The sequence below is a fragment of the Paludisphaera borealis genome (assembly GCF_001956985.1).
GTDB lineage: Bacteria > Planctomycetota > Planctomycetia > Isosphaerales > Isosphaeraceae > Paludisphaera > Paludisphaera borealis.
Map to the genome: position 1 here is coordinate 2,463,141 of NZ_CP019082.1, position 18,798 is coordinate 2,481,938.

Sequence of the window (18,798 nt, forward strand, 5' to 3'; positions counted from 1 at the left end):
GCGTCGACTCGTTTCGGGAATGCGACGTCGCCGGGTGTATCCGGCGAGACGTCCCAGGCGCTGATCAGAGCCCGTCGAGGGGGGCGACGGGAACGGCTTCGAGCGGCGGCCGCGAGGGGAGGTCGCAGACGGTCGCCGCGTAGGACGTGGAGTCTTCGGCCCCCACCCAGGCGAGAGTCGTGCCGGGAGCCGAGTGCGATACGCGGACCAAGCCCAGGCCGACGCACGATTTCCAGCCCGGCGAGAAGGCCGACGACGTGACCACGCCGACGCGCTTGCCGTCGGCTTCGAGCACGGCGCCCGGCGGCGGACACGGGGCGCCCGGCTCGAATCGCAGGCCCTTGACGATCCGGTTCACGTGGCCCAACGCGTCGAGCCGGGCGACGGTCTCCTGACCCAGGTAGCAGCCTTTCACGAAATTGATCGCGCGGTCGTCGCGGCCGATCTCCTGGGGCAGGTTGCTCTCGGTCGCCTCACGGCCGAAGACCGGCGTCCCCGCCTCGATCCGGAGCGCCTCGAAGGTCTCGGCGTCGATCTCGACCGGTCCCGAGCTTGCCGACCGCAGCGCCTCGCCAAGCTCCGAAGCGTCCGAGCCGAACGCGATCAAGGTCAGGCCGGACCGTCCGGTGGGCGATTCGCGAATGCAAAGCACGTCGCGGCCGAGCACGCGGGTGACGACGAAGGCCAGGTCGTCGGCCTCCGGCGCGGTTCCGCCCACACTCGCGAGCCACGCCTCGCACACCGGCCCCGCGAGGTGGTATTCGCGCGAGTCCTCGGTGCGATCAACCAGCGTGACATCGTCGAACACGCCGTACTTCCGCAGGTGAGGCAACGCCAGCGCCAGGCCGTCGGGATCGGATCGGACCAGCAGCGCGTCGGGCCGGGCCAGCACGGAGATGTACGCCAGCGTCTTGCCTTGCGGACTGGTCACGAAGGCTTCGCAACCGCGCCCTTGGGGCAGCCGCTTGATGTCGTTCGTGGTCAGATTGTGCAGAAACTTGGCGGCGTCGGGTCCCGAAATCTCCAGCCGCGAGCGCGAGGATCGATCGATCCAGCCGACCGCCTCGTCAACCGCCCGATAAGAATCGAAACGACTCATCATGGATGGACGCAAGTTCTCTGAATGGAGATAGATCGTCTGAAACAACAGCGCAAGGAAGAGCGCACAAAACGCCGACCGCAGGCCGCCGTTTGTCCTTATATCGTCATTATAGCTTATCGCCGCCCTCCGGCCCAGTTCAGGAGGCGTCCGTGTCGGGCACGAAACCACGCGTCCATTCGGCCTGGCTGACGAACGTGCACGACGCCGCGCGGGCGGCGAGGCGCCGAACGTCCTCGATCCGTTCGACCGGGATCATCGACAGATCCTCGACGGTCTCATGATCGAGGCCGCTGAGGAGATAAACGTCGGCCCATCCGAGAACCTTGGCGAGCCGACGGCCGGCGACGGAATCGCGGTCGGATTCGTGTCCTGACAGGACGCCCGACGACGAGATCGAATCGCCGGACGCGATCAGACGCTGCAACGCGGGGCCGAGCGCTTCGCGGACCTGGCAAAGCGCGACGATCTTGCCGCCGTGCCGTACCAGGCGACTCGCGGTCGCCAGGCCGGCGGCAAGGTCGTCGATGGTTGTCGCAACGCCGGGCCGCCCGATCCCCGCCACGACCAGCTCGGCGCGCGCTTCGGGCTGGAAACTCCAGAGCCGGTCGACCGCATCGGCACCCTGGTCGCGGACCGTCTCCATCAGCCCGGCCACGAATTCCGCCGGACCGCGGACTCCTGGAACCACGCCGATCTGCATCTGACTCCCCAGCAACCAGGAAGCCTCCAGCGCCTCGTCGATGTGCGGCTGCGGAAAGGCCTGATCCTGGGAGTCGTCGCGCATGCCGCGACGGTAGGATTCACCGGTCTCCTGGTCACTCAGGCCGGGGAAAATCAAGCTCCAGGGACCGTGACGACCCACGAGCGGATCGTACCGAAGCAGCCCGACGGGCAACACGACGTCGGCGTCGGTCAGGGTCCGGTTGAGATAGACGCGCCGTCCTTCGGCGGTCGTCGCCAGGTACGACAGTCGGTCGCGATCAGACGGGTCGTGGATCTCGACCGTCGGCCCCCCCTTTTCCGCCTCGGCGCCTTCGACCGGCGCGGAGAGAGCGACCACGTTGATCGAATCGGGCTCGACTCCCGACTCGTTCAAGACCTCTCGTAGGACCTTGACGAGGGTTCCGGTTCGTCGCAGGCCGGAGTCGATCGCGATGGCGACGTGGTCCCCTGGAACAACGACCTGTCGCAGCGGCGGATACCCGCGCGGTTGCTCGATCGCCGCGCGGAGCGCGGCCTCGGCGGCTTCCGGCTCCATTCCGTCGGGACCATTCCAGCAGCCGACGACCGACTCAGCCGGAAGCTCGAAATCCAGGCTCTCATTGCCATAAGAAACGACGTATCGCGACACGTAAACTCACTCTCATCCGGTGCGGACCCGCCGGGTCCTGGGGGCTTCTCGTCCTCATCTGCATGATAGAAGGCCCTGCGGAGGCGGGTCAAGCGCGCCTCGAATCGCCAGCTCCGAACGAGCGCGGGGCCCCTCATCCCCTCTCCCAAGCAGAGGAGTCCGATATATTAAAAATGATTCATGGAACCGCGTTTTTGGCAACTATGCAATAATGATGAATTCGAGCCGACTGCGCGAGGCGTCGCTCACAGACCGCATCGCGGGGACAGGCTTTGTTTCCATCGATCCCGGTCATCCGTTTCTTTCGGCCCGATCCCTTCTGGGGCCTCCATTCGATGAGTGAAGTGACTCGCGTCCTCTCAGCCATTGATCAGGGCGACGCCCAAGCTGCCGAGCAGCTGCTGCCGTTGGTCTATGACGAACTCCGCAGGCTGGCCGCCCAGCGGTTGGCTCAGGAGAAGCCGGGGCAGACGCTCCAGGCCACGGCGCTGGTCAACGAGGCCTATCTGCGTCTGGTCGGCCACGACGGCGGCCGGAATTGGGACGGCCGCGGCCACTTCTTCGCCGCCGCGGCCGAGGCCATGCGGCGCATCTTGATCGACAACGCCCGGCGGAAACGGTGCGAAAAGCACGGCGGAGGCCTTCGCCGTCGAGAGCTCGACGAGGTCGAGATCGTCGCCGAGGCCGCCGACGACGACGTGCTGGCCTTGGACGAGGCCTTGATCCGGCTGGCCGCCGAAGACCCGGCCAAGGCCGAGCTGGTAAAGCTCCGCTACTTCGCGGGCCTGTCGATCGAACAAGCCGCCAACGTCCTCGGCATCTCGCCGGCGACGGCCAAGCGACACTGGACGTACGCCCGCGCCTGGTTGTTCCGCGTGATCGAGGGCGCCGACCCTCCCCCGCCGTCCTGAAGACTTTTCGACGTCTCGTGAGCCCGTCGCCTCCTCGTTCTCGCATTGCGTTGAGGACCGAGCGAGTCACTTCAGGGAGATCCACAATGAGCGTGAAACTCCCGAGCGTCGAGACCGTCTTCAGCGAAGCGATCGAGATCGTTTCGAAAGCCGAGCGGTCGGACTTTCTGGAACGGGCGTGCGGCGGCGACGCCGCGCTGCGTCGGCAGGTCGAGTCGCTGCTCGACGCCCATATCCGGGCGGGCGGATTCCTTCAGACTGCCACCGAGGCCGACACCCTTACACTCGGCTCCGCGCCTTCGGCCGACAGCCTTGGCGCGGCCATCGGCCCGTATAAGTTGCTGGAGGCGATCGGCGAGGGGGGCATGGGCGTCGTCTACATGGCCGAGCAGACGCATCCCGTGCGACGCAAGGTGGCGCTCAAGCTCATCAAGCCGGGGATGGACTCGAAGCAGATCATCGCCCGCTTCGAGGTCGAACGCCAGGCGTTGGCGATGATGGACCACCCGAACATCGCCAGGGTACACGACGCAGGAGCGACCGACGACGGCCGGCCTTACTTCGTCATGGAGCTGGTTCACGGCCTGCCGATCACCGAGTATTGCGACCGCGAGCGGCTCTCGATCCCCGAACGGCTGGAGCTGTTCGTCCTGGTCTGCCGCGCCGTTCAGCACGCCCACCAGAAGGGGATCATCCACCGCGACCTGAAGCCCTCGAACATCTTGGTGACGGTCGTCGACGGCTCGGCGGTCCCCAAGATCATCGACTTCGGCATCGCCAAGGCCACGGGTCAGACCCTGACCGACAAGACCTGCTTCACGGCCTTCGCCCAGTTCGTCGGCACGCCCATGTACATGAGCCCAGAGCAGGCGGAGCTGGCGGGCGTCGACGTGGACACCCGCAGCGACGTCTACTCCCTGGGCGTCCTCCTCTACGAACTCCTGACCGGCACGGCGCCGTTCGACTCCGAGACGTTCCGCAAGGCCGCGTTCGACGAGATCCGCCGGATCGTCCGCGAGGAGGAGCCGCCGAAGCCGAGCACTCGACTCAGTTCTCTCGGGGCGACGCAGTCGACGATCTCGGCGAATCGCAAGGCCGACGCACGCCGCCTCGACCGCTCCGTCCGTGGCGACCTCGACTGGATCGTGATGAAGGCGTTGGACAAGAAACGGCAACGGCGTTATGAGACGGCCAACGACTTCGCGGCCGACGTGATGCGGTACCTCACCGACAAGCCGGTGGAGGCGTGCCCGCCGTCGTCATGGTATCGGTTCACAAAGTACACCCGGCGCCACCGCATGGCGATCACGACGTCGGCGGTCGTGGCGACGATCCTGGTCCTCGCGGTGGTCGGTCTCACGGTGAGCCTGCTGGCGATCTCGCGGGAGCAGGCGAAGGCGAAGGGCCGGCTAGTCCTGGCCCGCCGCGCCGTCGACGAGATGTACACGGAGGTCGCCGAGAAGTGGTTCGCCCGGCAGCCGCGGCTCACCCAGGTTCAGCGGGAGTTCCTCGAGAAGGCCTTGGCGTTCTACGAGCGATTCGCCGCCGAGGAGGGCGACGACTCGGGGGTCCGGCTCGAAGCCGCCAGGGCCGGGCTCCGGACGGGGACGATTCAGGACAAGCTTGGGAGGCCCGAACGGGCGGAGGCCGCCCGGCGGCAGGCGATCGAGCGGCTCGAAGACCTTGTCGGCTGCCACCCCGATCGTGCCGAGTACAGTGCCGAGCTATCCGACGCTCTCGGAACACTCGGAAGGCAATACGCGATGGACGCGAGATCCGCCGAAGCCGAACCCCTTCTCACGCGAGCGGTGGTGACCTACGATTCGCTCGTGGCCAGACTCCCAGATGTCCGGAAATACCGCCTCGGGCTCGCTCAGTCACTCGGGGCGAAGGGCGACTTGCGTGTGGCGCAAGGACGCTGGCAGGAGGCTGAGTCCGACGTACGTCGCGGGCGGGAAATCCTCCTCAAGCTCCTGGCGGACGCCCCTCGCGATCGGGATTGCCTGCGATCACTCGCCGCCCGGGACATGAGCCTCGGGAGCGTCCTCCACGGTACTGACCAATATCGAGAGGCCGAGGAGGCCGACCGTCTGGCAGTGACGCGGTTCGATGCGCTTCTGGTGGGAGACCCGACCGAGGCGGACCTCCGGCACCGGCTCGCCGTCTCTCTGGATAACCACGCACTCTCCTTGGAAATCACTGGGCGACGGGATGACTCCATCGCGAGTTCGCGGCGCGGCGAGGAACTGCTCCGATCCCTCATCAGCGAGTTCCCCGACGTTCCCGAGTATCGTGCTCACCTTGCCAAATGCGAGCAGGCACTGGTTCTCAAGCTCCGCGTGGCAGGCCGTCTAGGGGAAGCGATACAGACCGGTGAACTGGCCGTTCAGGTGGGCGAGGCCCTGGTCCGCGAGCACCCGGCTGTGCTCGAGTACCGCGTGACCCTGGCTAGAAGCCTCGAGGCGCTCGCTGACATCTGTTCTGCCTGGCGCGGAGAGCGGTTTTATGACCCGCCGCGCGCGCTGGAACTGGCTCGCCGGGCGGTCGAGGTTGCTCCCGACGATGGCGAAGCGTGGCAATCCCTGGGCTGGGCCCAGTACCGCTCGGGGGACTGGACGGGCTGCATCAAGTCCTTGGAGAAGCAAAAGGATTACTCACGCCTCGGCGATTTCGTCGCCGTCATGGCCTACTGGAGGTTGGGAGACCAGGCCAGGGCCCGCGCGATGTTCGCTCGTTGCGACGAATGGTTACGCGGCTACGAAACGCACTCGAACGGGAGCAAATACCCAGAACCGCCGCTGTTCCGCCGCTTTCGCGACGAGGCGGCGACCCTGCTGGGCACCGAGTCGCCTGAGCGAGGGCGATAACCGCCCCGAGGCCGCCAGGCCCCGGGTGAGTCGGTCGACCAGTCCCGAGCCGCGCCGCGGCCCACTGTACCGAGACCCATGTCTCCCAATCCCCGCGGTGCGACGGGTGCACTCCGCGAACGTCCGGGGTGCGCGCCGAGCGTATCCCGATTCAACCTTCACCCTGAACCCTCCCAAGGAGCCGAGCAATGTGGCAGCCCTTCTCGTCCCGAACCCAAACCTCCCCGAAGCGTCCCCGGACCGTGAGCAAGGCGTCGCGTCCCCGCCTTGAATCCCTCGAGGACCGCGTCGTCCTCTCCGCCGTGTTCGACTCGGTCTTTGATGTCGGGAGTGATACCGCGTCGGCCACCGCGCAGTCCAACGCCGTGGACGCGGCCGGCAACACTTACGTGATCGGCAGCTTCAGTGGCCCGATGGATTTCGACCCGAACGTCGTCCGCCCCGACGGCTCCGACATCCTCACCCCGCCGGGACCCTGGGCCGGTTACATCGCCAAGTACGCCCCCGACAACACGCTCGTCTGGGCCCGCATGGTCGGCAGCAAGCTCAGTACAGGGCCCGGTAGCGTCGCGGTCGACGGGGCCGGGAACGTCCATGTCAGCGGCGAATTCTCCGGTCAGGCCGCCTTCGGATCGACGTCCTTGACGGCGGCTGGACCCTCCGACGCCTTCGTCACCAAGCTGGACGCGAACGGGAACTTCCTCTGGACCAAGAGCTGGGGATCATCGACCACGGGGGAACACGACGGGGATATCGCCATCGACGCCTCCGGCAACGTCTTCACGGCTGGTACCTCGTGGTACCAGAGCGGCAACACCATCTACTACACCGGCTTCGAGGTCCGGAAGTACAGCCCGACCGGGGCGGTCACGTGGTCCAAGCGCTTCGACAATTCGGGCGGGGGGGCCTCGAGCCTGGCGACCGACGCGGGGGGCAACGTCTACGTCGCCGGTGCCTTCTTCGGCATCCTCGACTTCGATCCGGACGCCAAGAAGACGAACTACGTGACCGGAGGACCGAACGCGAACGCCTACGTCCTCAAACTGACGGCGGCCGGTTCCTTCGGCTGGGTCGCGCCGTTCATTACCCGGTCAACCCAGGTGCTCTCCACGGTCAGCCCGACCGACCTGGCTCTCGACGCGGCGGGCAACATCGTCGTCGGCGGGATCTACAACGGCCAGGTCGACTTCAACCCGAGTACGAGCGTCGATACCAGACTGCCGAACTTCGCGACGCTCACCAGCGACGGGTTCGTCGCCCGGCTCTCGCCCACCGGCTCGCTCCAGTGGGCGACCCGGCTGGGCTGTGCGCCGGTCGCAAGCCTGGCAGTCGACACCGCCGGCGCCGTCTATGCCACGGGCACCTTCTACGAGCCGTTTGTTCCCGGCTTCGGCCTGCCCACCGCCACTTCTCTGGGCGGGACTGATGTCTTCGTGACCAAACTGACGAAGACCGGGGCGGTCGACTGGGCGGTGACGTTCGGTGGCACGGGGGGTGACTACGCAAACGGGATCGCGGTCGACGCGGCCGGCAACATCTACCTGGCCGGCTACTACTCCTCCGCCACGGTTGACTTCGACCCAGACCCCATCGGCACCCACACGTTGACGAACCCGAGGGGAACAAACATGTTCCTTCTCAAGCTGAGGAAGAGTTAGCCGATTACGACTGATCCTTGCGGCGCATCGAGACGGCAGCCGCCCTGGGTTCCTTCCACCCGGTGCCTCGTGTTGAGGCCGAGGCATCGGCTCTATTGCGCGGAGGTGCTCGCGGCCAGATGGGACCTCATGACAGCCTCGCTACCTCTGGGCCTACCAGCTCGACAACGCCCGCAGCCTTTCCTCCGGATCGCTCTCCCCATCGACGAGCTTCGCCCTGACCGCTGGCAACACCAACCCCCAAGCGATCGCCGACCCGCCCGCGTCGATCTCAATCAGACCGCGAACCGCGATCCTGCACGGCGTCGCGCATCCGTTCGCCAATCGGACCGCACGCCGAAGTGGCGGGCTATCGAACTTCCGAACTTGGAAGTCGACCGAACGGACCTTCTCCATGACCGCCGCTCGCCAGCGATTCCACGCCCACGCATGACGCCGCTCTTTCGACGCTCCGCGCATCCTGGCGACGCCGGAGCGTCAATTTCCATGTCCCGACGTCGCGGGGTCAGACGGTCTGCGACTTCATGCCGGCCAGGTCTTCGCTGAACTGCCAGAGTCGCCGGGCGGTGGCTTCGTTGCGTGCTTCCTTGGAGATGCTCGCGGGCTTGCACCGGGCGTAATACTCGCCCGACTCGCCTTGCACGGCGGGCGAGGACGCCAGGTAGAGCGTCGTCTCGGCCCCGCGCTCGGGTGCGATCGCGAACAGCCCCGCGGCGCAGCGCATGATCAGCCCTCGCAAACCTTCCTCGCGGAAGATCTGGGTGTTCACATAACCGGGATGGAGTGAATTGGCCGTGACGCCCGTGCCCGTCAGCGCCTTGGCCAGTTCGCGGGTGAAGAGGATGTTGGCGAGCTTCGACTGCTGGTACGCCCGCCACCCGCTGTAGTGCTCGCGGCCGCCGATATCGTCGAAATTGATTTTCGCCCCGCGATGGGCGCCCGAGGCGACGTTGATGATCCGCGCCGGGCTGCTGGCCTTCAGGAGGTCGAGCAAGAGATTGGTGAGCAGGAAATACGCCAGATGATTGACCGCGAACGTCATCTCGATGCCGTCGACGCTTTCGCGGCGGTCGAGCAGGATGACTCCGGCGTTGTTGATGAGCACGTCGAGCCGGTCGACGCGGCTCTTGACCTCGCGAGCCAGAGCGCGGATGTCGGCCTGCGAGGCGAGGTCGGCCGTCAGGGCCTCGACGGTCTGAGCGCCGGTTTCCTCGGCGATCCGCCGAATCGTCTCGGCCCCTTTTTCAGGCGACCGCGCGACGATCAGCACGCGCGCCCCGGCGCGGGCCAGTTCGCGAGCCGTTATGAAACCGATGCCCGTGGTCGCACCGGTCACGAGGCAGGTCTTGCCTTGCATCGACGGAAGAGTATGCTGCGGTGTCATGGCGGCGTCGCCTCACTCCGGATCGCGGTTGGCGGCTTCGAGGGTGAATGCCGGAAGGCAGACGGCGATGTACTCGGCGCCCTCGGCCTCGGGCGTGCTGTATCGCACCCACTCGCCCGAGGCGACCTGAACGGCCTGGCCCGCGCGGACGTCGAGCCGACCGTCGCGATGTTCGACGCACAGCAGGCCGCGTAGAACCAAGGTGTACTCGTCGAAAGCCGGCGTCTGTCCGGGCTCGACCCAGCCCGACGGGCTGCGCATGTGCGCGACGCTCAGTCGAGAGTCGCCGGTGTTGACCCGTCCGACGTACTCGTCGATCAGCTTGGGGGGTGTCCCGGCGGCCTCGACCCGGCTCGGACGCGGTATAAGCGTCGGCATGGCGACTCGTTCCTTGGACGTCTGATTTTGATTTTGTTCTATAGAAGAGTGGGTGGCAAGATGCTAAGAAACGGCGGCGTGGGCGTCAAGCACCTGGCGGACCGCCGAGGCGGCCCTCCCGCTTGACGCGACCGTCGCCTCGGTCGATGATCGATGCTTCCTCGGGGTCCGGAGGCCGCCGATGCGTCGGCTTCGTCGTTCCCTTGCTTCACGTTCGGAAAGTCGACCTCGTGATTCGAAAACGGCCCCTGCTGCTCGATCTGGCCGGCTTGCTCGGCTTTGTAATCCTCTCGTTCAGCGCGGCCGCCATCGGGACCGCGGCGACGATCCCGAACCTGTCCCCCTGGTACGCCGGGCTGCGCAAGCCGCCGTGGATTCCTCCCAGCTCGCTCTTCGGACCCGTCTGGACGGTGCTTTATCTGCTGATGTCGCTCGCCGCATGGCTCGTCTGGAGACATCGAAACACTCACCGGGAGGACGTCCAGACGGCGCTCGGGTGCTTCGTTTTCCAGCTCGCCCTCAACGCCGCGTGGTCCTGGCTGTTCTTCGGCCTCCACCAGACCGGGCTCGCGTTCGCCGAGATTCTCTCGCTCTGGCTGGTGATCGCGGCGACGATCCTCAGCTTCTTCAAAATCAGTCGGGGTGCCGCTCTGCTCCTGGTTCCTTACCTCCTCTGGGTGAGTTTCGCCGCGGTGCTGAACGGCGCGATCCACCGTCTCAACTGATCCGAGACTTGCGACGGTCGAAGTTTGGTCCGTCATGAGATACAATAGGCCGAGGTCAAGTGGCGTCGGCCGCCCGGTCGGTCGAGCCCACGCATGCAAAGTCCTTGAGCCGCGATCTGGAGTCGTCCCCATGCCCCCGATCTCCCTGAATCGGCGCCGATTCCTCGGCTGCTCGGCGGCGAGCCTGGCCTTGTCGCCGGGCGCCCTCGCGCCCCCGACGGCCGGCGGCGGCCCGGACCACCCCGTCCGGGTGGGATTGATCGGCGTCGGCAATCGCGGGACCAACCTGCTGCGCAGCCTGCTCGAACTGCCGGGGACGGTCGTCCCGGTCGTCTGCGATCCCGAGCCGCGGCACCGCGCCCGAGGCCAGGGAATCGTCGAGAAAGCCCGTGGGCAACGCCCGGAGGCGGTTGAAGACCCCCGACGGCTCATCGAACGCAACGACCTCGACGCAGTGATCGCGGCCGTGCCCTGCGACCTCCACGAATCGATCGCCGGCGACGCCGTCCGCGCCGGGAAGCACGTCTATGCGGAGAAACCGCTCGCCCTGACCATCGCCGGCTGCGACCGCCTGATCGCCGAGTCGGCGAAAGCGCCGGGCGTCGTCGTTCACGTCGGCTTCCAGCGGCGGTCGAACCCACGGTTTCAGGACGGCGTGGGACGCATCCGCAACGGCGAGCTGGGCGCGCTGATCGAGGCGCGCGGTTCGTGGACGAGCAGCAACGGCCCGCTCACCGGCCACGACGGCTGGCTCGGCCGCCGCGACCGCTCGGGCGATTTCATGGTCGAGCAAGCCGTCCACATCTGGGACGTCCTGAACTGGCTGCACGGCGGACCTCCCGTCCGCGCCAGCGGCTGGGGGCTGCGCGGACTGTTCGAGCGCGAGCAGCCCGGGCGCGACGTGACCGACCACTACGCCGTCGATCTCGCCTGGGCCGACGGCTTCCGCGCGTCGTTCTCCCAGAGCTACGTCGCTCCCGCCGACGACAACTTCACCGGCTCGCACCTGCGCGTGCTCGGCGTCGAAGGGGGCCTCGACTTCGGCAGCGGCGCGTTGACGTTCCGCGACCGCCGCAAGGCCCGGCAGACGATCCATCCCGGCTCGCAAAACGACACCCGCCTGGCCCTCGAAGCCTTCCTCGCCGCCGTCCGGGCCGAGACTCCCACTCCTCCGCCGATCTCCCTGGCCGAAGCCCGCGCCGCCACCCTGACCGGCCTCCTCGTCCGCAAAGCCGTCGATGAAGCCCGGCTGGTGACGATCGACGAGATCACCGGTCGGTCCACGCCCGCCTGAGTTCGACGTCCTCCATGCGCTGTCTGGAAGCAAAGCCTCGTGGAGTCGATCCCATGTCAACGATCACGTCGCCGACGAAGTCCCATCAGCCGCCCGAAGTCGCCGTGCCACCGCTCGAGAACGGGGATCGGCTGTCACGCATCGAATTCGAGCGCCGCTATCTGGCGATGCCCGGGGTGAAAAAGGCCGAATTGATTGAAGGGATCGTCTATATGCCATCGCCGGTGAGCTATGAGCGGCACGGTTCGCCCCACGCGAAAGTCCTGGGATGGCTGATCGTCTACAAGGCCGAGACGCCCGGGGTAGGGGTCGCCACCGACGCTACCGTGCGGCTCGATCTCGACAATGAGCCGCAGCCGGACGCCCTCCTCCTGATCGACCCCAAGCGCGGCGGCCAGACGCGCCGATCGAGCGACGATTACATCGAGGGAGCGCCGGAACTGGTCGTCGAGGTGTCGTCCAGTACCGCGAGCATCGACCGCAACCAGAAACTCCAGGCGTACCGCCGCAACGGGGTCCGCGAGTACATCATCTGGCGGGTCCGCGATCGCCAGATCGACTGGTTCGCTCTTCAGGACGGCGAGTTCGTTGCTCTCGCCCCCGACGAGCAAGGCGTCTATCGGAGCCGAATCTTCCCCGGCCTCGCGCTCGACTCCCCGGCGATGCTCGCCGACGACGTCGCGAAGGTCCTCGAAACCCTCCGGCAAGCCATGGCCGGTCCCGAACATCAGCGGTTCGTCGAGAAGCTCGCGAACTGAGCCATCTTCCTTACTGGGCGATCAGTTCGAGGGTCCTCTTGACGAACGCGGAGGCTGACGCGACGGCGTCGGCGGGTGAGAGCTTGAGGCGCTGGGCGAGTTCGAACTTGCGGAGGTGTTCGGCGTCGAACTGTCCGGGCTTCACGTAAAGGCTCTCGCAGGCGAGGAGGAGACAGCGGAGTCCCATCTCGCGGTACCCCTTGGCGTAGACCAGGGCTCGGAGGCAGCAGAACATCGCCTCGTAGCTCAGGAAGACCGCGTCGGCGGGGTCGCCCTGGCCGGTCGACTGGATGTTCAGCGCACCTTCGAGGCGGTCGCCGGCCTTGGCAAGCAATTCTCCGATCCGCGAGCCGGCGTCCTTGTCGGCAATCAAGTACGGACTGTCCAGGCACTTCTGAAACGTATTGATGATCGCCATGATCGAGGGATCTCACGGGCGTGGGGAAAGAGGAATCCGCTTGAACTCGAACATCAGCCGGACAGTCCCGGCCTTGGCGACGGGGCCGCCGCAGCCGCCGCCGGAGCCGCGACAGGGACGGGCGCCGCGACGGGGGCCGGGGCCATTTCCGGGGGCGGGGCCGTCTCCGAGGCGGGCTGCGCGGCCGTCAGCATCGGCACCGCGGCCGCTTTCATGAGATCGACGAGCGGCGTCGGGGTCAGGCCGAACACGGTCACCACGACCGCCGAGATCAGAACCGGGAACGCGATCGACGATCGGGGCGGTCCCAGACGCTGGCCCGAGGGCTCGCGCAGGTACATCGCCTTGAGCACCCGGACGTAGTAGAACGCGGAGATCACCGAGTTGAACAACCCCAGCGCGACGAGCCCCATCAGGGTCAGTCGGTAGCCCGAAGACCCCTGGTTGAGGGCTTCCATGAAGATGTACAGCTTGCCGAAGAAGCCCGCGAACGGCGGAATGCCGATCAGCGAAAGCATCAGCACGACGAGGCAGAGGGCGAGTACCGGGGCCTGTCGGCCCAGACCGTTGAGGTCGTCGATCTGGTCGCCGTTACGGTCGCGAACCAGCCAAGCGGCGACCGCGAACGCGCCGATGTTCGCGAACGCGTAGACCACGAGATAGTACAGCACCGACCCGGCCGACGCGGGACCGCTCGTCGACACGCTCACCGCGGCGACGCCCACCAGCATGTAGCCGGCGTGGGCGATCGACGAATACGCGAGCATCCGCTTGAAGTTCTTCTGGGCCAACGCGGCGAAGTTGCCGTAGGTCATCGTCACGGCGGAGATCACCGCGACCACGGCCAGCCAGCCGGGGCCCAGCAGCTCGTTCGACGGATGCGACCAGGGCTGGACGGCGTGCAGAAACACCTTCAGCAGAGCCACGAAGCTGGCGATCTTCGAGCCCGTGGCGATCCAGGCGGTGACCGGCGCGGGGGCCCCTTCGTACACGTCGGGCGCCCACTGGTGGAACGGCACGGCCGCGACCTTGAAGCCGAAGCCGACGAGCATCAACAGCAAGGCCGTGGCGCCGGCCAGGTTGCCCGCAAGCCCGACGTCGGTCGGCCCCGAAGCCACGAGGACCTGGCGGATGCCGTCGAACTGGGTCGTCCCGGTCAGGCCGTAGACCAGGCTCAAACCATACAGGAAGAGGGCCGAGGAGACCGAGCCGTAGACGAAGTACTTGAGCCCCGCTTCCGTCGACCGCCGCCGCGATTTCTCCATCGCCGTCAGGAGGTAGAGGCAGATCGTCATCGTCTCGAGCGCCAGGAACAGCGTCACCAGCTCTTCCGAGGCCGCCAGCAGCATCATGCCCACCGTGGCCCAGATCAACAGCGCGAAGTATTCGCCCCAGTTGTCCGTGAACGTGTACGACGTCGAGACCCAGACCACCAGGCCCAGGAGGATCACGAACAGCACGTTGAAGACGTCGGTCGGGAAGTTCGCGGCCAATGTCCCCAGGAAGATCGTCGAACTCGGCTGGCTGAAGTACGCCTCGAGCGAGGGGCCGAGCAACTTCGAAAAGTCCGCCGGGCGGACGCCGATCGCGAGCAGGCCGATCGCCGCGAGCAAGGCGAGCCCGACGCCCACGAGCGACAACAGGCCGATCGACCGCCGGCGCGCGTCGACGCTCATCCTTCTGGCCAGAACCAGGTCGGCGATCAGGACGACCAAGCCCCAGGCGGCGAGGACGACGGCCGGTGCGATGTGCCAGAAGTCGCGGAAGTCGATCGTCGGGACGGTCGGGGGCATCGGTCGTTCACCCTGGTGGTTGGAGAAGCTTTTTTCTCAGAGAGCTTCGTTCAGCCCGACAGGCTGTCGTAGCGGTCCACGTCGGCGGCGTTCCAACGACGGTAGCAGAGCAAGATCAGGCCGATCCCCACGGCCACCTCGGCGGCGGCGATCGTGATCACGAACAGGGCCAAAATCACCCCGGCGAGCGGCCCGGCGCCCGGCGGCGGCGTCCCGTATCGCCAGAAGGCGACCAGGTTGATGTTCGCCGCGTTGAGCATGATCTCGATCGCCATCAAGACCGCGATCGCGTTCCGCCGCAGCAACACGCCGACCAGGCCGATCGTGAACGACGCCGCGGCGAAATAGAGGAACCAGTTGAGCGGAATGTCGGAATCCATGGGTTCATGCTCGAGCGGGTTCGAGGACCAGAATCGGAGAGCCGGACGCACGACGGACGGAAGCGACGTTCAAGATCCAGATCAAGCTCGCGACCGCGACGACGCGACCGCCGGCGGGGTCGAGACGGCGCCGCGAGCGCCGTTGTCCGTGGTCGATTGCGAGCCCATGGCGGCCGACCGGCCCGGCGTGGGATCGTCTTCCTCGCGGTGGGCCAGCGCGATCGCTCCCACCAGGGCCGCAGTCAGCAAGAGGCCGGCGACCTCGAACGCCACCGCGTAGCGGGTCATCAGTTGGATGCCCACCATTCGGGCCATGTCGTTGATCGACTGCCTGCGCTCCGTCACCCAGGCCGGTTCGGGGCCTTGCCCGACGGCGATCGAGGGCCGGAGCGTCGAGCTCGACCAGGTCCCTTTTCCCGACGGCGCCACGGCGTTGTTGATCCCGAAGACCAGGATCACGAACAGGCAGAAACCGGCGAACAGGCCGGGGACCTTCCAGGCGGTCGGGATCGTCGTCGTGTCGTCGCCCTGAATGTTGCGGGTGAGCATGATCCCGAAGATCAACAGGATCGCCACCGCGCCGATGTAGACGAGAACCTGGATCGCCGCCAGGAACTCGGCCTCCAGCAGCACGAACATGCAGGCCACCGTGAAGAAGAAGCCGATCAGATACAGCGCGGCGTGCACCAGATTGCGCGCCAGGACCGTCCCGAACGCCGAGGCCAACCCGAGCACCGCGATCACCAGGAAAAGAAACTCGGCCACGTTCGCCTCTCCGTTCGATGGGGCGGCGCTCCGCCCGGCTGATTCTCGCGTGGTTCGTTGACGACCTCTCGATGCGCCCCGGTCACGGCTGCGGGTGGAGAGCCGGCCGGCCGTCGGCCTCGCGGGCGGGGGGCCCCAGGGTCGGCCAGTCGGCGTTGATCGGCTGCGACGCGGTGATCTTGCGGTTCGCCCAGAGGACGAGATACACCGCGACCACCACCAGAACACCGGTCACCAGCGTCCCCCACAACCAGTTGCTGAACAGCAGCACGCCCGGACGGATGACGATCTCGTACCAGACGGCCGCGAACACGATGTTGACGATGCTCAGCGGGATCAGGAACTTCCAGGCGAAATTCATGAGCCGGTCGACCCGCATCCGCGGCAGCGTCGCCCGAATCCAGAACATCAGGAAGATGAAGAACAGGACCTTCCCCATGAACACCGACACCAGGACGACGTCGACCAGGATCAGCGAGGCGATCGAGTCGCTCAGCAGGCTGATCGGGAACTCCATGAACGGGAACGGGGTCCCACCGCCCAGGAAGAGCACCGTCGCCACGCAGCTCACGGCGAAGACGCTCAGGTACTCGGCCAGGAAGAACAGCCCGAACCGCATCCCCGAATACTCGGTGTGATAGCCGGCGATGATCTCCGACTCGGCCTCGGGCAGGTCGAACGGGGTCCGGTTCACCTCGGCGATGCTGGCGATCAAGAAGATGGCGAACGCCAGCAGGCCGGGGGGCGAGAAGACGTTCCAGCCGAACTCCACCTGACGGTCGAAGATCGTCACCAGGCTGAGGCTGCTCGCCCAGAGCACGATCGGAATGGTCGAGAGGACTTGCGGAACCTCGTACGAGACGAGCTGGGCCACCGACCGCATCGCCCCCAGCAACGAATACTTGTTGCGGCTCGACCAGCCGGCCAGGAAGATCCCCAGCGGGCTGAGACTCGAAACGGCGATCAGATAGACGAGGCCCGAGGGGATGTCGACGGGGACCAGGTCGACCGCGAACGGCACCACGGCCATCACCAGAAACGACGAGAGCAGCACGATCACCGGGGCGACGAGGTGGACGAGCTGGTCGGCTGACCGCGGCACGATGTTCTCTTTGATGAGCAGCTTGAGCCCGTCGGCGATCGGCTGCAAGAGCCCGAGCGGGCCGACCCGGTTGGGGCCGATCCGGTCCTGGAACCGAGCGGCCACCTTCCGCTCCAGCCACACCATGTAGGCCACGATGCCAGGGAAAACCCCGGCGAAGCCCACCAGCAGCCAGAGCGCCCATCGCAGTTTCGTGTAGAAGTCGAGCTCGACCAACTGCGACTGGGAAGCCACGACCGTCCCCCGCCAGACCGTATCGAGATCCACTCTCTCCCCCTTCCGAACCTTCGCCGCATCGCCGAGGATCGACCGCGAGCCGTCGTCTCACACCCAGCGCAGCACGCCCTTGGCCCAGGCGTAGCCCAGGCCGACGAACAAGATCGCCAGGAACACCACCATCTCCACCAGGGCGAACGCCCCGAGCCCGGCGTAGCTCACCGCCCACGGATAGAGAAACACCGTCTCAATATCGAATACCACGAACATGATGGCGTAAATGTAATACTGGATCCGGAACCGCACCCAGGTCTCGCCGTAGGTCTTCACGCCGCACTCGTAGGTGTCGCCCTTGGCCAGCGAATTCTTGCGGGGGGCGATCACCCTCACGATCAGCAGCGGCAAGAGGGCGAAGCCGATCGCCAGCAGGATCAGCAAACCGATGAAGACATAATTGTAAATAACCATTGTTCGCGAAACCTCGGGTTGGTTCGGCGGGCGGCTGCGGGGCGGCTTCGAATCACGACAGCACTTCGACCTCGGTCCGTTCGTCCAGGGCCACTTCGGTGATCTCGCCGTCGACCCGCCGGAGCCGAAGCGTCGGCTGCTGGCAGTACGAGGCCTTGCCCCCCATTTCGATGCCGCCGACCGGGCGGCGGCCTTCGGCCTCGACGACGCCGTCGAACTGGGTTCGCCAGCGGCGGTGTCCGACGCGGACGAACTGAACGATGCGGACCTTCTCGCCGGGGTTGTATTTCGGCTGCTGAGTGGGAATCATATTCGAGTTTGCCAGGGCGACGCGCCGGCGAGGCGAAAGGCGCGTGGATTTCGGGAATCAGGCCGGTCCTCGCGAAGCCGGCTGGAAAGGCTTCGGAAACGACTTCCGAGGCCACATCTTAAGCGTGCGTGATGGTCGCGGCAAGCCCCTCCTCGAGGGCCGTCGCGTCCCGGTCAGACCTTCGCCGGCTGGGCCGCGGGCTTCGCCGCCGCCGGGGCCGGCTTGGTCGCCCCGAGGGCCTTCTGGAGCCGCTGATCCTTCTTCTTGGCGACCTTCCCGCGCTCGACCGTCTCTTCGCTGCTCTGCCACGCGTCGGGATGCGTCTTGGAGTAATACTCGCTCGAAACCAGCAAGTCCTGGAGGCTGTAAATATGGGTCTGATGCCGCTCGTAGTTCGACAGCTCGAAATTCTGATCCATCTTGATGGCGTCGAACGGACAGTACTCCGAGCATAGACCGCAGTTCATGCAGACGTCCATGTCGATGTAGAAGTCTTCGGGCAGCGGGACGACCGTTCCCTTCGGGCTCTTGGCCTGTGTCATCCAGATGCACTGCGGCGGGCACACCTTGGCGCAGATGTTGCAGCTCGTGCACCGGACGTTGCCGTCCTCGGTGTCGTAGACCAGCACCGGCAAGACGCGGAACCGCTCGTAAACCGGCAGCCGTTCGTCGGGGTATTCGACGGTGAACAGGCCGTCCGTCTTCGAATCCTGGAGGACCGTCGGTTCGTTGCCGCGACCCGGCTTGCGGAAGAAATCGAGCACCTGGTGGCCGCCGCCCCGTCGCTTGAACGCGCCGCCGGTGCGGGCGTCGCGCCAGAACGTCAGCAAGAACCGCCTGAGTGTGATCAGGTGCCCTCGTATGACTCCTTGACCCATTCCCATGCGCCGTCCCTCTCGATTTCTTGTCCGAAATGCA

Annotated in this window: 18 protein-coding genes; 6 read left to right on the top strand and 12 right to left on the bottom strand. The window is 66.3% G+C overall.

Going from position 1 to position 18,798, the window contains the following annotated elements:
- Positions 1 to 64: 64 nt before the first annotated feature.
- Positions 65 to 1,102: a CAF17-like 4Fe-4S cluster assembly/insertion protein YgfZ gene (ygfZ, locus tag BSF38_RS09500; RefSeq protein ID WP_076345062.1), complete on the bottom strand. Its 1,038-nt coding sequence runs from the start codon at positions 1,100 to 1,102 to the stop codon at positions 65 to 67.
- Between the two features lie 136 nt (positions 1,103 to 1,238).
- The gene (locus BSF38_RS09505) at positions 1,239 to 2,453 is read right to left on the bottom strand and encodes a lactate racemase domain-containing protein (protein WP_076345064.1); all 1,215 of its coding nucleotides are present in this window, start codon (positions 2,451 to 2,453) and stop codon (positions 1,239 to 1,241) included.
- A gap of 335 nt (positions 2,454 to 2,788) precedes the next feature.
- Between BSF38_RS09505 and BSF38_RS09510 the strand changes: the two genes are divergently transcribed.
- The 3 genes from BSF38_RS09510 to BSF38_RS09520 all read left to right on the top strand — a co-directional run bounded on the left by BSF38_RS09510 (position 2,789) and on the right by BSF38_RS09520 (position 7,889).
- Entirely contained in the window at positions 2,789 to 3,364 is a 576-nt protein-coding gene (locus tag BSF38_RS09510) for an ECF-type sigma factor (RefSeq protein WP_076350722.1), read from the top strand.
- An 86-nt stretch (positions 3,365 to 3,450) separates the two neighbouring features.
- Positions 3,451 to 6,231, top strand: coding sequence for a serine/threonine-protein kinase (locus tag BSF38_RS09515; protein WP_076345066.1), 2,781 nt, complete (start codon positions 3,451 to 3,453; stop codon positions 6,229 to 6,231).
- Between the two features lie 188 nt (positions 6,232 to 6,419).
- Positions 6,420 to 7,889, top strand: a complete 1,470-nt coding sequence (locus tag BSF38_RS09520) for an SBBP repeat-containing protein (RefSeq protein ID WP_076345069.1) — start codon at positions 6,420 to 6,422, stop codon at positions 7,887 to 7,889.
- A gap of 505 nt (positions 7,890 to 8,394) precedes the next feature.
- Here BSF38_RS09520 and BSF38_RS09530 read toward each other — a convergent pair.
- Positions 8,395 to 9,273, bottom strand: coding sequence for an SDR family oxidoreductase (locus tag BSF38_RS09530; protein WP_210405696.1), 879 nt, complete (start codon positions 9,271 to 9,273; stop codon positions 8,395 to 8,397).
- Between the two features lie 12 nt (positions 9,274 to 9,285).
- Positions 9,286 to 9,651: a cupin domain-containing protein gene (locus tag BSF38_RS09535; protein WP_076345075.1), complete on the bottom strand. Its 366-nt coding sequence runs from the start codon at positions 9,649 to 9,651 to the stop codon at positions 9,286 to 9,288.
- 230 nt (positions 9,652 to 9,881) lie between these two features.
- On the opposite strand from BSF38_RS09535, the gene BSF38_RS09540 reads away from it, so the two are divergent.
- From BSF38_RS09540 to BSF38_RS09550, 3 genes are all read left to right on the top strand, one after another.
- The gene (locus BSF38_RS09540) at positions 9,882 to 10,376 is read left to right on the top strand and encodes a TspO/MBR family protein (RefSeq protein ID WP_210405697.1); all 495 of its coding nucleotides are present in this window, start codon (positions 9,882 to 9,884) and stop codon (positions 10,374 to 10,376) included.
- Positions 10,377 to 10,506: 130 nt separating this feature from the next.
- Positions 10,507 to 11,670 (top strand): Gfo/Idh/MocA family protein, encoded by a 1,164-nt coding sequence (locus tag BSF38_RS09545; RefSeq protein WP_076345077.1) that lies wholly within the window; start codon positions 10,507 to 10,509, stop codon positions 11,668 to 11,670.
- Positions 11,671 to 11,723: 53 nt separating this feature from the next.
- A complete protein-coding gene (locus BSF38_RS09550) occupies positions 11,724 to 12,428 on the top strand; it encodes a Uma2 family endonuclease (RefSeq protein WP_076345079.1) in 705 nt (234 codons plus the stop codon).
- A 10-nt stretch (positions 12,429 to 12,438) separates the two neighbouring features.
- Here the strand turns inward: BSF38_RS09550 and BSF38_RS09555 are convergent, their stop codons facing one another.
- From BSF38_RS09555 to BSF38_RS09590, 8 genes are all read right to left on the bottom strand, one after another.
- Positions 12,439 to 12,846: a HEPN domain-containing protein gene (locus BSF38_RS09555; protein WP_076345080.1), complete on the bottom strand. Its 408-nt coding sequence runs from the start codon at positions 12,844 to 12,846 to the stop codon at positions 12,439 to 12,441.
- 53 nt (positions 12,847 to 12,899) lie between these two features.
- Positions 12,900 to 14,639 carry an NADH-quinone oxidoreductase subunit N gene (locus BSF38_RS09560; RefSeq protein ID WP_076345082.1) on the bottom strand — a complete coding sequence of 580 codons (1,740 nt, stop codon included), beginning with the start codon at positions 14,637 to 14,639 and terminating at the stop codon, positions 12,900 to 12,902.
- A gap of 50 nt (positions 14,640 to 14,689) precedes the next feature.
- Complete coding sequence (nuoK, locus tag BSF38_RS09565; RefSeq protein WP_076345084.1) at positions 14,690 to 15,019, bottom strand: NADH-quinone oxidoreductase subunit NuoK; 330 nt, start codon at positions 15,017 to 15,019, stop codon at positions 14,690 to 14,692.
- A gap of 81 nt (positions 15,020 to 15,100) precedes the next feature.
- Positions 15,101 to 15,784, bottom strand: coding sequence for an NADH-quinone oxidoreductase subunit J family protein (locus BSF38_RS09570; RefSeq protein WP_076345086.1), 684 nt, complete (start codon positions 15,782 to 15,784; stop codon positions 15,101 to 15,103).
- Between the two features lie 82 nt (positions 15,785 to 15,866).
- A complete protein-coding gene (gene nuoH, locus BSF38_RS09575; RefSeq protein ID WP_076345088.1) occupies positions 15,867 to 17,153 on the bottom strand; it encodes an NADH-quinone oxidoreductase subunit NuoH in 1,287 nt (428 codons plus the stop codon).
- Positions 17,154 to 17,210: 57 nt separating this feature from the next.
- Complete coding sequence (locus tag BSF38_RS09580) at positions 17,211 to 17,570, bottom strand: NADH-quinone oxidoreductase subunit A (RefSeq protein ID WP_076345090.1); 360 nt, start codon at positions 17,568 to 17,570, stop codon at positions 17,211 to 17,213.
- Positions 17,571 to 17,622: 52 nt separating this feature from the next.
- Positions 17,623 to 17,880, bottom strand: a complete 258-nt coding sequence (locus tag BSF38_RS09585) for a hypothetical protein (RefSeq protein ID WP_076345092.1) — start codon at positions 17,878 to 17,880, stop codon at positions 17,623 to 17,625.
- 173 nt (positions 17,881 to 18,053) lie between these two features.
- Positions 18,054 to 18,764 (bottom strand): 4Fe-4S binding protein, encoded by a 711-nt coding sequence (locus BSF38_RS09590; RefSeq protein ID WP_076345094.1) that lies wholly within the window; start codon positions 18,762 to 18,764, stop codon positions 18,054 to 18,056.
- Positions 18,765 to 18,798: the final 34 nt, after the last annotated feature.

Coding starts and splice junctions, on each gene's coding strand:
- ygfZ (WP_076345062.1), bottom strand. CDS start 1,102: ATGATGAGTCGTTTCGATTCTTATCGGGCGGTTGACGAGGCGGTCGGC.
- BSF38_RS09510 (WP_076350722.1), top strand. CDS start 2,789: ATGAGTGAAGTGACTCGCGTCCTCTCAGCCATTGATCAGGGCGACGCC.
- BSF38_RS09515 (WP_076345066.1), top strand. CDS start 3,451: ATGAGCGTGAAACTCCCGAGCGTCGAGACCGTCTTCAGCGAAGCGATC.
- BSF38_RS09520 (WP_076345069.1), top strand. CDS start 6,420: ATGTGGCAGCCCTTCTCGTCCCGAACCCAAACCTCCCCGAAGCGTCCC.
- BSF38_RS09530 (WP_210405696.1), bottom strand. CDS start 9,273: ATGACACCGCAGCATACTCTTCCGTCGATGCAAGGCAAGACCTGCCTC.
- BSF38_RS09535 (WP_076345075.1), bottom strand. CDS start 9,651: ATGCCGACGCTTATACCGCGTCCGAGCCGGGTCGAGGCCGCCGGGACA.
- BSF38_RS09545 (WP_076345077.1), top strand. CDS start 10,507: ATGCCCCCGATCTCCCTGAATCGGCGCCGATTCCTCGGCTGCTCGGCG.
- BSF38_RS09550 (WP_076345079.1), top strand. CDS start 11,724: ATGTCAACGATCACGTCGCCGACGAAGTCCCATCAGCCGCCCGAAGTC.
- BSF38_RS09555 (WP_076345080.1), bottom strand. CDS start 12,846: ATGGCGATCATCAATACGTTTCAGAAGTGCCTGGACAGTCCGTACTTG.
- BSF38_RS09560 (WP_076345082.1), bottom strand. CDS start 14,639: ATGCCCCCGACCGTCCCGACGATCGACTTCCGCGACTTCTGGCACATC.
- nuoK (WP_076345084.1), bottom strand. CDS start 15,019: ATGGATTCCGACATTCCGCTCAACTGGTTCCTCTATTTCGCCGCGGCG.
- BSF38_RS09580 (WP_076345090.1), bottom strand. CDS start 17,570: ATGGTTATTTACAATTATGTCTTCATCGGTTTGCTGATCCTGCTGGCG.
- BSF38_RS09585 (WP_076345092.1), bottom strand. CDS start 17,880: ATGATTCCCACTCAGCAGCCGAAATACAACCCCGGCGAGAAGGTCCGC.
- BSF38_RS09590 (WP_076345094.1), bottom strand. CDS start 18,764: ATGGGAATGGGTCAAGGAGTCATACGAGGGCACCTGATCACACTCAGG.